Origin of the sequence: Burkholderia ubonensis subsp. mesacidophila (assembly GCF_002097715.1) — a bacterium.
In the GTDB taxonomy this organism is placed as follows: domain Bacteria; phylum Pseudomonadota; class Gammaproteobacteria; order Burkholderiales; family Burkholderiaceae; genus Burkholderia; species Burkholderia mesacidophila.
Genome location: NZ_CP020737.1, coordinates 1,298,048 through 1,311,384, shown reverse-complemented (window position 1 = coordinate 1,311,384; position 13,337 = coordinate 1,298,048). Strand labels below are relative to the sequence as shown.

Sequence of the window (13,337 nt, the reverse complement as noted above, 5' to 3'; positions counted from 1 at the left end):
GGCGCCCAATAAGCGCCCAATAAGCGCCGGATCGCCTCGCGATGCACGAAGCCCGCTTTCGAGCGGGCTTTTTTGCGCCTGCCGCATGCGGGCCGGAAACCGGGGAAACAAATCATTACGAAAGCGCGAACGCTCTAACAAGTCCTTACAGCAGCCGGACAGGCCAGCGCGTAGATTGGGTTCATGCGTGGCCACCGATCGGTCGCGCGTCCTCCGTTCACAACATCAAGGACAACGATCATGAACTCGATCCGGCGTATTGGGGTGTGCGCGCTGCTCGTCGCGACGATGGCCAGCCTGTCGGCGTGCGACTCGATGACCACCCGTCAGCGCAACACGGCGATCGGCGCAGGCGTCGGCGGCGTCGCCGGTGCGGCGATCGGCGGCAATGCGCTGTCGACCCTCGGCGGCGCGGCGGTCGGCGGCATCATCGGCAACCAGGTCGGCAAGTAATCCGTGTGCGTCCTCACGGGACGCAGGCTGAACCAGAAAGACGGCGCTATCCGTATGCGGAAAGCGCCGTTTTCGCATGCGCGCGCCGGCGACGTGCGCCGTGTGTGACACGGTGCGGTGTGGAGTACGTAGCATCTTGTGCATTGCGCGACGCGATGGCCGCGGCGGTTCCCGTAGCGGTACCCGAAATGATCCGTTACCGTTTTGCACACCGTGTCACGGACGCGCAGCCTAAGCTAAAGCATCGGCGCTTCGCCCGCCTCGCCGGGGAGACATCATGACCAGGACCTTCGTCGCAGCAGCGCTCGCGTGCGCCTCTCTCGCCGGTTGCTACTACCCGTACGGCTACTATCCGTCCGGCTATTACGCGGCGGCGCCCGTCCAGACCGCGCCGGTGTATGTCGAGCCCGCGCCCGCCTACTACTATCCGGCGCCCGCCTATGCGCCGGCCTGGGGCGGCTGGTGGGGGCCGGCGGTATCGCTCAACTTCGGCTTCGGCGGGCGCGGCGGCTGGCGTCACCGCTGACGGCCGCATGACGCCGCCGATCTACCGTTTCTTGTCATTTCATTCGATCGTGAAACGTCGGCCGGGATGCGCGGTGTAAGATTCAGCGCATCCCCCCTGCCCTCCGCGTAACAACCGATGTCACCCAAAAATGCCTGCCTGCTGACCGTGCTCGCCGCCCTGTGGGGCGCGTCGTTCCTTTTCATCCGGATCGGCGTCGCCGAGTTCGGCGTCGCGCCGCTGATGGTGCTGCGTGTCGGCATCGGCGCGCTGTTCCTGCTCGGGCTCGCGCTGACGCGTATTGCGCCCGCCACGCTCGTCGCGCAACTGCGCCGCCATGCATGGCCGCTGTTCGTCGTCGGCGCGCTCAACTCCGGCGCGCCGTTCTGCCTGTTCGCGTTCGCCGAGCTCACGCTGTCGGCCGGCGTGACGTCGGTGATCAACGCGACGACGCCGCTGTGGGGCGCGCTCGTCGCGTACTTGTGGCTGAAGGAAAAGCTGTCGCTGCCGCGCGCGCTCGGCCTCGTGATCGGCTTCGCCGGCGTGCTCACGCTCGTCTGGGACCAGGTGGCGAGCGCGCACGGCGGCGCCGGCGCGACCGCGCTCGCCGCGGCTGCGGCGCTCGGCGCGACGCTGCTGTACGGCATCGCGGCCAACTACACGAAGCGCAAGCTGAGCGGCGTCGACCCGCTCGTCAACGCGACCGGCAGCATGATCGGCTCGACGGTGCTGCTGCTGCCGTTCGCGATCGCGACGTGGCCCACCGCGCCGGTCGGCGCGCACGCGTGGGGCTCGGTCCTCGGCCTCGGCATCGCGTGCACGGGCATCGCGTATTTCATCTTCTTCTACCTGATCGCGCACGTCGGGCCGGCCCGCGCGATCACCGTGACGTTCGTGATCCCGGTGTTCGGCCTGTTGTGGGGCGCACTGTTCCTCGGCGAACACGTGTCGGCCGTGATGCTCGAAGGCTGCGCGATCGTGCTCGCCGGCACGGCGCTCGCGACCGGCGTGATCAAGCGGCTGCCGGGCATGCGCCCGGCGACCTGACGGACGCGCGGGCGTCGGCCTGGCGCGATACCCGCCAGGAAGCGAATCGAACGCGCCCGCACGGGCGCGTTTTTTTGCGTTTGCGCCATTCGCCGCTTTCTCCCCCCTCCGACCCGCGGCCGGCGTTCACGCCGCGTCTCCCGCATCACGCACTCTCGTTGATCCAGGTCGACGCCCCTGCGCGCAACCCCGCCGGAGCGGGTTGTCCGCGGCGAGCGTGTGGAGTTACCCTGATACGCCAAGCGGGCGTATCCCGCTACACTCAGAAGACTTATCCGCAGGAGGCGGCCAAGATGGACCTCGTTCTACCGCGCCTGCCTGCGCGCGCGGCCGCTTCGGCGGCGCGCCACGACGCTGCGTTGCCATTCGTCCCCGGGCGCCGCTGACATGCCGCAGCCCCGTGACCTTTCACTCGAATCCCTGCTCGAACACCTCACGCCGACGCCCAGCGGCTGGGTGACCGACTATCGCGGCGTGACGCTGCGCAGCGTGTTCCAGCCGGTGCTGTCGATCACGCACAAGCGCGTCGTCGGCTATGAAGCGCTACTGCGCGCCGCCGATGCGAACGGCGAGACGCTGTCGCCCGGCGACCTGTTCGACAAGGCGCGCGGCGACGCCGACGCGCTGCTGCTCGACCGGCTCGCCCGCTGCCTGCATACCGCCAATTTCGTCGCACAAGGCATCGGCGACGGCTGGCTGTTCCTGAACGTGACGCCGCGCGTGCTCGATTCGGGCCTCGTGCAGCGCGAGTTCGTCGAGTTGCTGTGCAAGCATTTCGCGTTGCCGCCGAACCGCGTCGTGCTCGAGGTCGTCGAGCAGCCGTCGCGCGACGAAGCCGCGCTCGCCCGCACGATCGACATGATCCAGCACCGCGACTTCCTGATCGCGATCGACGATTTCGGCACCGGCTTCTCGAATTTCGACCGGGTGTGGCGCGCGAAGCCCGACATCGTCAAGCTCGACCGCTCGCTCGTCGAGCGCGCGACGTGGTCCGCCGAGGACCGCCGCATCATGCATCACCTCGTGTCGATGCTGCACCAGGCCGGCGCGATGGTGCTCGCGGAAGGCGTCGAGAGCGACGACGCGCTGCAGGCGCTGATGGAAGCCGACATCGATTTCGTGCAGGGCTTCCAGTTCGGCCAGCCCGATCCGTCGATCGCCCGCGCGAGCGCGGCGGCGCCCGCGCTGCTCGACGCCGCATGGAAGCGCTTTATCGCCCGCCGCCGCGCGCAGACGAGCGCCGCGCAACCGGGCTTCGATGCGATCGAGCGGCTCGTGCTCGCCGGCGCGGCCGCGTTCGCCGCGAGCGGCGACCTGCACAACGCCGCGCAGCGCGTGCTCGTGATGCCGTCGGCGCGCCGCGTGTTCGTCACGAACGAGATCGGCGAACAGTTCCTGCCGTCGATCAGCGCGCAACCCGACGACCGCAATCCGGCCACGACGCGCCTGGCGCCGCTCTTCCCGGAAACGCACAGCAACTGGTCGCGGCGCCCGTACTTCCAGCGCGCGATCGCCGCTCCGGGCCGTGTCGCGCTGATGGGGCCGCACTTCTCGCTGACGGAAGGCCGCGATTGCTATACGGCCGCCGTCGCAACCCGCGTGCATGATCGGCTCGTCGTGTTCTGCGTCGATTTCGTGCTCGACAGCGCGGGCACGGTGATGCGCTGACGGCACGCGTCAATCCACGATCTTCCCCCGTCCGGACTTCACGACGCCGCGGCGCGCCTTGTGCTCCAGCCGCCGTTCTTTCGACGCGCGCGTCGGCCGGGTCGCGACGCGCGCGCGCGGTGTGACGGCGACGCCGCGAATCAACGCATCGAGCCGCGCCAGCGCGGCTTCCCGGTTCCGGTCCTGGGTCCGGTGCTCCTGCGACTTGATCACGACGACGCCGTCGCGCGTGATGCGCTGGTCCGACAGCGCGAGCAGCCGCTCCTTGAGCAGCGGCGGCAGCGACGACGTGCGGATGTCGAAGCGCAGGTGAATCGCGCTCGACACCTTGTTGACGTTCTGTCCGCCCGCGCCTTGCGCACGCACCGCGGTCCATTCGATCTCGGCCGGATCGAGCGTATAGCGGATCATCATCGCGATGCCTCCCGGGCTCGGCGCGCAAGCGCCTCGGCGATGCGCGCCGACAGGCCCGAATCGCGCTGCGTGCGCGTCGCGATCGCTTGCGCGAGCACGCGGCGCGCGCCGATCACCTGCACGCGCGTGCGCGCCCGCGTCACCGCCGTGTAGACCAGCTCGCGCGTCAGCACGCGGCCGAACGCCGCCGGCAGCACGAGCGCGGCTTCGTCGAATTCCGAGCCCTGCGATTTGTGAACGGTCAGCGCGAACGCGGTCTCGTGCGGCGGCAGCGCGGCCGGCGATACGGCGCGCGCGGTGCCGTCCGCCCGCTTGAACCACACGCGCAGCACGCCCTGCGCGTCGGGCAGCGCGATGCCGATATCGCCGTTGAACAGCCCGAGCGCGTAGTCGTTGCGCGTCACCATGATCGGCCGCCCGGTGAACCAGTGCGCGCCGACCGCGAGCGGCACGCGCGCGGCGCGGCGCACGTGCGACGCGACGAGCGCATTCACGTGTTCGGCGCCGCGCGCCCCGCCACGCGTCGCGCACAGGATCCGGAAACGGTTGAGCGCGTCGAACAGCGGCAATGGGTCCGGCGCGGCGGCGGCGAGCGCATCCTGCAACGCGTCCAGATAGGCGGAAAAGCGCCGCGCGAGCCGTTCGACGGTCGTCGCGGCGAGCGCGTCGCCGGCATCCTCGTGGAACGACGCGGCGGCCGCGTCGCTCGCCGGCAGCGCGTCGAGCGCCTCCTGCACGGCGCCGCGGCGGATCGCCAGCGACAGGCGGCCGATCGGCGAATCGAGCCCGAAACGGTAATTGCGCTCGAGCCACACGACGCAATCCGCGAGCGGTGCCGGCGCCGCCGCTTCAACCGCCCCGGCGTCCTCCGGAGCAACGGGGATCATCGCCGCGACGCGCTGCGCGGCGCCGGCATCGAGCGGCGGCAACGCGGCCGCGTCAAGCCACACAAGCTCGTCGGCCTCGATCCACGCGGGCGCATCGTCAGTGTCGCCTACGGCTTCGTCGGCCGGAGCCGGAGCCACAGCCGCAGGCGGCTCGTCATCGAACAGCGACGCTTGCCGGGGGGCGGCCGAGGGCGGCGCGACGGGCGTGCGCGCGACGGCAACCGCCGCCATGGCTGCGTCCGGCTCGGCCTCGTCCGGCGTCGGCAGCGCCGCGACGAACGCCGCTTCGTCGATGCCGAGCGCCTGCGCGATGCGCGCGCGAGCTGCCGCGCTGAACGACGGCCGCGCGCTCAGTTCGGCGAACACGGCGCCCGCCTCGACCGCGGCAAGCTGGTCCTTGTCGCCGAGCAGCACGAGCCGCGCGCCCGGCGCGAGCGCGTCGAGCAGATGCGCGGCCAGCGCGACGTCGATCATCGACGCCTCGTCGACGACGATCAGATCGTAGGGCAGCGGGTTGTCGCGATGATGGCGGAACCCCGCCGCCCCGCCGCCGCCCAGCAGGCGGTGCAGCGTGTACGACGTGTTCGGCAGGCGCGCGGCGAGTTCGGGCGGCAGGTCGCCGGCCCGTGCGTGCAGCGCTTCCTGCATCCGCTGCGCAGCCTTGCCGGTCGGCGCGGCCAGCGCGATGCGCAGGCCCGGATGCGCGTCGAGCAGGCACGCGAGCACGCCGACGACGGTGGTCGTCTTGCCGGTGCCGGGACCGCCGCTGACGATCGTCACGCGGCCCGTCAGCGCAACGATCGCCGCGACGCGCTGCCAGTCGGTTTCGCCGCTCGCCGGCCCGAAGTAGCGGGCGAGGCGCTCACGCAGCACGTCGGGCGCCGGCGCATCATCGGCCGCCACCGCGCCCGCCTGCGCGACGAGCGCTTCGGCGAGCCGCCGTTCGTACGCGAAATAGCGCGCGAGGTAGAGACGGTCGTGCCGGTCGACGATCAGCGGCCGCTCGTCGCCGCGCTCGAGCACGCCGAACGCGGCGACGCCGCTCGCCGCGAGCGCGGCGCGCACGTCGGCAAGCGGTTCGTCGTAGCGCTGCGCGAGCGCGCCGAGCGACACGCACACGTGTCCGCCCGCGGTTGCGCGGCTGGCCGCGAACGCAGCGCGCGCGGCCCAGCGCGCCGCCGCGGCCGGCGCACCCGCGCGGCGCGCGAGATCGCCGATCCGGCGCGCGAACCCTTCCGCGAGCGCGATGCCGAAATCCGCGGGCTCGGGCAGGCGCGCGACGAGGCCGCCGGTGAACTCGAGCGTATCGTCGGGCGTGCTCATGCGCGGCCTCCTTCCATCATCCGGTCGAGCGCGTCGACGAGCTCGCGCGCGGGCCGCCGCGCATGCACGCCGGCCGGCCCGCCGCCGCTGCGCCAGCCGGGCCGCACGCCGCGCACGAACAGGTACAGGTAGCCCGCGATATGCGTGTCGTAGTCGTAGTCGCGCAGCCGGCCGCGCAGGTAGCGATGCAGCGCGACCGTATAGAGCAGCGCCTGCAGGTGATACGCGTGATCGGCCATCGCCGCTTCGAGCGCGCGCGGGCCGTAGGCATCCGGCGTAGTGCCGAGATGGTTCGACTTCCAGTCGACGATCCAGAAGCGGCCGTCATGTTCGACGATCATATCGATGAAACCCTTGATGTAGCCGGCGAGCACGCTCGCCTCCAGCGCGACGTCCGGATACCCGTGCGCGACCAGCAGCCGGCGCAGCGCGGTCAGGTCCAGCGACGGCGCCGCGAACAGGAAGCCCATTTCGTTGAGCCGCCTGGCCGGATCGAGATCGGCCAGCCGCATGCCCGGCACGAGCTCCGTGCGCACGACGTCGTCGACGAGCCGCGCCATCATCGCCGGCAGCCGCTCGCCGAGCTCGGGCTCGGCCTCGACGGGCCGGTCGTGCAGCGCGCCGAGCGCGGCCGCGTGCCACGATCCCGCGTCGGTGAAATCACTCAGTTCGAACAGGCGGTGCAGGCACTCGCCGGCCGCCGCGCCGCGCGGGAACACGAGGATGTCGTCGTCGGGCGGCGCGGCCTCCAGCCCCGCGTCGCCCGGATCGTCGTCCGGCGTGAGCGCCGCGAGCGCATCGTGATCGGGCCGCAGGTCGTCTTCCGGCACGGCCGCGACGCCCGCCTCCTCGCGCGCCATCGACGCCGTCAGCGAACTGAAGCTCGCCATCCGCCACGCATCCCGCAGCAAGCGCGACGCCAGGCGCGCCGCCAGCGCTTCGTTCGCGTCGTGTCCGGCCGCAAGCCGCTCGCGGCGCGCAGGCACCGGCAGCGGCGCGACGCTCAGGGAGCCGTCCGCGAGCGCGCGCCACGCCTGTTCGAGCGCCGCATCGTCGGGCGGCTCGTCGAGCCACGCGTCGAACGACCAGCCACTGCCGGCCACCAGCCAGTTGAGCACGCTGCGCCGCGATTCGCGCGTCGAGCGCGACGACAGGTACGGCCCCGCGACGAGATAACAGCGGTAGACCGCGCGCGTGAGCGCCACGTAGACGAGCCGCGCGCGCTCCGCCGCCTGCTCGCGCAGCGCCTGTCGCGCCGCATGCTCGGCGGCCTCGTCGTCGCAGCCGTAGTGCAGCACCGCGTCGCCCGCTTCGTCGTGATATTCGCGCGCGTCCGGCAACCCGGACGCGAACGGTTCGCGCAGCGCGCCGTCGTTCAGGAACGGGCAGAACACGATCGCGTATTCGAGCCCTTTCGATTTGTGCACGGTCACGATCTGCACGAGGTTGCGATCGGATTCGAGACGCAGCTGCGCGTCCTCGCCGCCGCCGTCGAGCCGTTGCGCGGCCAGCCAGCGCAGCGTCGGCGCGATGCCCGGCTGCGCCGACGCGCGCGCCTGGGTCAGCTCGGCCAGGTGGTTCACGTCCGTCACGCGGCGCTCGCCGTCGGCGCCCGCCATCAGCCGCTCGGCGATCCGCAACTCGCGCGTGAACGTGCGCCACATCACCGCGAAGCCGCGCTCGCGCCACACCAGCCGGTAGCGAGAAAAGCGCTCGACCCAGCTCATCGCATCGGCGCCGTTGGCGGCGGCATCCGTGCCGGGGGCATCGTCGCCGCCCTGCTCCATCCGCCACAGCGCGTCCGCGTCGAGACCGAACCAATCCGACGCCAGCGCCGCGCGCAAACGCCGCAGGTCGCCCGGCGCATCGATCGCCGCGAGCACGCGCTCGAGCTGCTCGGCGTCGCCGGTCGAGAACACCGATGCCTGCGCAAGCTCGACGCTGCCGATCCCCCATCGCGCGAGCTCGCGCTTCACTAGGCTGCCCTGCTTGTGCGTCTGCACGAGCACCGCGATGTCGCCCGGCGACAGCGGCGTGTCGCCGAGCCGCACGCGGCCGTCGCGCGCGCCGCGCATCAACCGGGCGATCTCGGCCGCGCACGCCTGCGCGGCGTACGCCTGCGCGTCGCGCTTGAGCCACACGTCGTCGCCGTCCGGCAGCGTCCAGATCCGGAAGTCGCCCGCCGGCCCCGCATCCGTCTCGTCGGCCAGCGGCGCGCGCACGCGCGTGCCAGCGCGCACCGGGTAGTAGTCGAGCCCGTCGAGCACGAACGCGCGCGGGTTCGACAGGAAGAAGCGGTTGCACGCATCGACGATCGCCGGCGTCGAGCGCTGGTTGACCGCGAGCGTGTAGCACGCGCTCGCCCGCGCGCGCGCGGCCAGGTACGTATGCAGGTCCGCCGCGCGGAAACTGTAGATCGCCTGCTTCGGATCGCCGACCAGGAACAGCGGCCCGCCGGGCGCGAAGATCCGGTCGAAGATCGCGAACTGCAGCGGATCGGTATCCTGGAACTCGTCGATCAGCGCGGCCGGATAGCGCGCGCGCAGCGTGTCGGCGAGCCACGGATGCTCGTGCAGCGCGTGATACAGGTTCGCGAGCAGATCGTCGAACGACACGATGCGCCGCGTGCGCTTGCGTTCGGCCAGCTCGCGCGGCGCCTCGTCGAGCCAGGCGGCGATGAGCGCGAGCCAGCGCGCGCGCTGCACGGCCTCGGCCGCGGCCACCGCCGCGTCGAGCGCGTCGGCGATCTCGAAGAACGGATGCTCGGGCGTCGCGCCGCCCTTCTTCGTCGCCTTGGCGAGCGCCGTGCGCGTCAGCTTCAGCGCGGCCTTCGGCAACGCGGCCGTCGCATCGGCTTGCGCGAAATGCGCGGCCCATGCGTCGAGCGCATCGGCGATCGCCTCCGGCTTGTGCGAACGCTGGTTGAGCGCCGGCTGCGCGGCGCGCAGCAACGTGTCGAGCGCGTCGCGCTCGGCCGCCCACATCCGGGCCGCCTCCGCGAAACACGCCGCCGCGGCTGCTTCCGCCGTTTCGTCCGGCTCCACGACGCCGTCCCAGCGCAACGCGGCGAGCGGCTTCTTCAGCCGGCGCGCGAGCTGCGCGTCGAGCGCGGCCGGCCCCGCGCCCGATTCGACGAGCCACGCGGCGAAGCCCGGCCAGCGCGCCGCCATCGGTTCGACGCGGGTGCGCCAGAAATCCGCCGCGAGCTCGAAGCGCAGCGCCGCATCATCGGCCTGCATCTCGAACGCGAACGGCATCGCGGCCGCGAACGGCGCTTCCTGCAGCGCGCGCTGGCAGAACGCGTGGATCGTGTGAATCGCCGCCTGGTCGAAGGCGCGCAGCGCGCGCCGGATCCGCTTCGCCGCCGTCTCGGCGTCGAGCACGCCGCCGTCGCCGAGCGTCGTGTCGACGAGACGCGTGATGAACGGATCGCCACCGTCGTCGCCGGTGTCGAGCGCATGCGCGAGCTGAGCGAGCCGGCCGCGAATGCGCTCGTGCAGTTCCGCGGTCGCGGCCTTCGTGAAGGTCACGACGAGAATCTGGTCGGCGCCGAGATCCTTCTCGAGCAGCAGGCGCACGTAAAGCGCGCAGATGTTCCAGGTCTTGCCGGTGCCCGCCGACGCCTCGATCTGGTTGACGCCGTCCAGCGGACACGCGAACACGTCGAGCTCGAGCGACGCGTGCGGATGCGATGCGCCGCTCATGCCGCCTCCCTCAGGTGTTCGACGAGCGGCTCGAACACGAGCCGCGCAAGCGTGCCGAACGGCTCGTCGAGCGACGGATTGGCGCCGCGCCACGCGATCGCGAGCGCGGGATCGTCGGCTTCACTCACGACCCGGTCGTTGATCCAGACGCTTGCCGCCTTCGCTTCGCTATCGGTCACCCGGGCCCACGCGCTGCGCGGAAAGAAGCGCAGCGGCATGCGCCGGCCGGCCCTGAACAGCGCGGCGAGCGGCGCGAGGCGCGCGAGCGGCGCCGCGACGGGCGTCAGCTCGAACGCACCGCCGCTGCCGAACCACAGCGTGCGGCGCGGCCCGTCCGGCACGGCCGCGCAGTAGACGAGATGCGCGAGCCATGCGGACAGATAATCGCGCGCGCTCGGCCGCGCATAGCGGAAGATGACCTGCCCCGCGGCCGTCACGCGATTCAGCGTGCCGTGCAGCGCGAGCGGCGCGGCCGCCGCGTCGCGCGACAGCGCCGCGTCGAACGGGCCGAACAGCGCCTGCTCCGTTGCGGGCCACGCCGGCGCGACCTCGATCGAGAACGGCAGGCGCTCGGCGCCGTCGGCGAGCGCCTGCCGCACGTTCGTCGCCAGTTGCGACAGCGAGCCGAGCGCCTGGTCGCGCCACACCGCCCCGGTCGCGCCGCCCGGCAGCTCCGGGCTCGCGTCCGCGATCCGCAGCGCATGGTCGCGCGCGCGCGCGTCGCCCGATTCGATCAGGAGCGGCAGCACGCGCTCGGCCAGCGCGTCGCTGCCCGCGTAGTCGAGCGCGAACGGCTCAGTGTCGAGCAGTTCGGCCTGCGCGTCCGCGAGCACGATGCCGAGGCGCTCGCGCAGCAGCGCGCGCGCCGGATGACGCCAGAAGCGCTCGAAGTCCGCGAACGCGACCGGCTCGACGGGCTCGGCCGGCAGCGGCTGCGCAAAGAACGCCGTGGCGCGCGCGCCGTCGCGCGACGGCTCGGCGGCCAGCAGCGCGGCCAGCGACGCCCGTTCCGCGTCATAGGAAAACAGCGGCCCTTCCGGCCGGAAATACGCGGCGGCGAACGGCTGCAGCGGATGCTCGACGAGGAACGCGCGGCGCGCGGCGTCGACTTCGTCCGGCGCCGCGTCGGGACCGGCAGCGACGAGCGCGAGATGGTCGAGCAGCTCGTCGACGAGCGCAGCCGGCGGCAACGGCGCGTTGTCGCGGATGCTGCGCCCCGTGTAGGCGATCATCAGCCGGTCGCGCGCGCCGAGCACCAGGTCGAGGAACAGGTTGCGTTCGTCGTCGCGCCGCTGCCGGTCGCCGAGCTTCGGCAGCACGCCCATCAGGTCGAACTCGTCGGGGCGCGCGAGGCTCGGCAATACTCCGTCGTCCATCCCGAGCAGGCACACGATCCGGTACGGCAGCCCGCGCAGGCTCGTCAACGACGAAAACGTCACGCCGCCCCACGGCACCCCGCCGCGGGCGGGATCGTCGAGCGCCGCGGCCAGCCCCGCGCGCACGACGGCGGCGGGCAGCAACTGCCCGGGCGCGCCCTCCGCCATCGCCGCGAGCATCGCGTCGAGCGCGTCGCGCACGCCCGCGAGCGCATCGGCATAAGCGGCGCCGGAATCGAAGAAGCGCGCGAGCGTGTCGGCGAACAGTTCGCTCCACGCGCGCGGCGCGTGCGGCTCCGACACTCGCCGCGCGAACCCGTCGAGATCGTCGGTGAAGCGCGCGAGACGGCCGAGCAGCTCGGCCTCGCTGCCGGTCGCCGCCTCGATCGGCAGCCACCCGCCGACCGGCGCCGCGCCGTCCGGCATCGCGTAGCCGAGAAACAGGCGCGCGAGCGCGTCCGAGAACGTATGGCGTGGCGACGGCACCAGCGCGTCGTCGCTGGCTTGCGGCGCGAGCCCGCGCCGCGCGCCGGCGGCCGCGAGCCAGGTCTGCACGGTTTCGAGCGCGGCCGCGTCGATGCCGTAGCGCGCGGCCACCGCATCGACGCGCAGCCATTCGACCAGCTCCGGCGCGCCGACCTGCCGATCCGGCAGCGCGAGCCAGTCGAGCAGCACGCGCGCGACCGGGTTCGCCTGCGACGGCGGCAGGCCGGAGATCCGGTACGGGATGCGCGCGCTGCCGGCGCCGGCCGTGCCGAACACCGCGTCGATCAGCGGCCCCGCCGCGGCGAGGTCGGCCACCGCGACCAGCACGTCGGACGGCCGCAGACTGTCGTCCGCGTCGAACCACGCGAGCAGACGGTCGTGCAGCACTTCGAGCTGGCGCGCGAGACTGTGGCACACATGCACCTCGATCCCGTGTTCGGCCGGCGGCTCGCCGAGCTCCGCCTCGGACTGCAGGTCGAGGATCGCGTTCTGAATCCGCGCGAGCCACGTCGGCGCGGGATTGCCGACGTAGCGCGACGCGTCGCTCGACGCCGCGCTTTCGGTCAGTTCATGCAGCATGTGCAGCTGCGCCTGCGTCTGGCGGCCCCATTCGGCGAGCAGCGGATGCCCGACTTCCTGGTAGTCGAGCCGCCCCGCCGCGTCGAGCGCCTCGGCATGCGCGGCGGTGACGATGTCGAACCAGAATTCGCGGCACGGATTGAGCGCGTAGATGCGCACGTCGATCCAGCGCGACAGCTCGCGCAGCAGCGCGACGTGCAGCGGCGGCATCGTCGGCAGCGCGAACACGCTGACCGATTCCGGCCAGTCCGCGCGCGCGACGGTGTCGAGATCGAGATGCCGCGCGTCGCCGAGGAAGCGGTGCGCGGGCGGCGTGCCGCTGTCGCTCAGCTCCGCGAGCAGCGCGCGCCACAGCGCCGCCTGCCAGCGCTCGTCGTCGCGGGCCGCGTCGCCGATCCCGCGCGGCGCGCCGTCGCCCGCGAGCACCGATTCGCCCGCCTGCCACGCGGCAAGCCATTCGGGACGATAGGTCAGGTAGTGATCGAGGACCGTCGCGACGCGCTGCGCGAGCTCGTAGCGCATCGCGTCGTCGGACGCGGACAGATACCCGGCGAGCCGCGGCGACGCGAGCCAGGGCGCGTCGCCGCTCGCCTGCGCGAGCAGCCGGTAGCAGCGCCACACGAGGCGGTCGGGCGCGAACGGCGAACGCGCCGGCACCGTCATCACGCGGCCGATCTGCGCCCACAGCCACTGCGCGAGATAGGTGAACTCGACGTTCGCGCACACGCCGTGGCGCTCGGCGATATCGAGCTCGAGACGGCGACGCAGCGCCGCGCTCGGCACGATGATCTGCTGAGGCGCCCACGGCGCGTTGCGGGCCGGGAACGCGGCCAGGTCGTCGAGCAACGCGTCGGCCAGCGTTTCGTGACGGTTCGAATAGAAGAGATGGAGCATG

General features: G+C 72.3%; 8 protein-coding genes. 4 read left to right on the top strand and 4 right to left on the bottom strand.

The window, feature by feature from the left end; translation table 11 throughout:
* The first annotated feature begins 240 nt into the window (after positions 1–240).
* The 4 genes from B7P44_RS06295 to B7P44_RS06280 all read left to right on the top strand — a co-directional run bounded on the left by B7P44_RS06295 (position 241) and on the right by B7P44_RS06280 (position 3,673).
* A complete protein-coding gene (locus B7P44_RS06295) occupies positions 241–453 on the top strand; it encodes a YMGG-like glycine zipper-containing protein (RefSeq protein ID WP_084901875.1) in 213 nt (70 codons plus the stop codon).
* A gap of 277 nt (positions 454–730) precedes the next feature.
* Positions 731–979: a hypothetical protein gene (locus tag B7P44_RS06290; RefSeq protein ID WP_084901872.1), complete on the top strand. Its 249-nt coding sequence runs from the start codon at positions 731–733 to the stop codon at positions 977–979.
* A 117-nt stretch (positions 980–1,096) separates the two neighbouring features.
* Complete coding sequence (locus B7P44_RS06285; protein ID WP_084901870.1) at positions 1,097–2,005, top strand: DMT family transporter; 909 nt, start codon at positions 1,097–1,099, stop codon at positions 2,003–2,005.
* A gap of 387 nt (positions 2,006–2,392) precedes the next feature.
* Entirely contained in the window at positions 2,393–3,673 is a 1,281-nt protein-coding gene (locus B7P44_RS06280) for an EAL domain-containing protein (protein WP_084901868.1), read from the top strand.
* A 9-nt stretch (positions 3,674–3,682) separates the two neighbouring features.
* On the opposite strand, the gene arfB is transcribed toward B7P44_RS06280, so the two are convergent.
* The 4 genes from arfB to recC are packed head-to-tail and all read right to left on the bottom strand — an operon-like array spanning position 3,683 to position 13,336.
* Positions 3,683–4,087 (bottom strand): alternative ribosome rescue aminoacyl-tRNA hydrolase ArfB, encoded by a 405-nt coding sequence (gene arfB, locus B7P44_RS06275; protein WP_084901866.1) that lies wholly within the window; start codon positions 4,085–4,087, stop codon positions 3,683–3,685.
* Complete coding sequence (locus B7P44_RS06270; RefSeq protein ID WP_084901865.1) at positions 4,084–6,297, bottom strand: AAA family ATPase; 2,214 nt, start codon at positions 6,295–6,297, stop codon at positions 4,084–4,086. Before B7P44_RS06270 ends, arfB begins: the two co-directional genes overlap by 4 nt.
* Complete coding sequence (recB, locus tag B7P44_RS06265) at positions 6,294–10,001, bottom strand: exodeoxyribonuclease V subunit beta (RefSeq protein WP_084901863.1); 3,708 nt, start codon at positions 9,999–10,001, stop codon at positions 6,294–6,296. The genes B7P44_RS06270 and recB overlap by 4 nt, the downstream gene beginning before the upstream one ends.
* The gene (recC, locus tag B7P44_RS06260) at positions 9,998–13,336 is read right to left on the bottom strand and encodes an exodeoxyribonuclease V subunit gamma (RefSeq protein ID WP_084901860.1); all 3,339 of its coding nucleotides are present in this window, start codon (positions 13,334–13,336) and stop codon (positions 9,998–10,000) included. Before recC ends, recB begins: the two co-directional genes overlap by 4 nt.
* Position 13,337 lies beyond the last annotated feature (1 nt).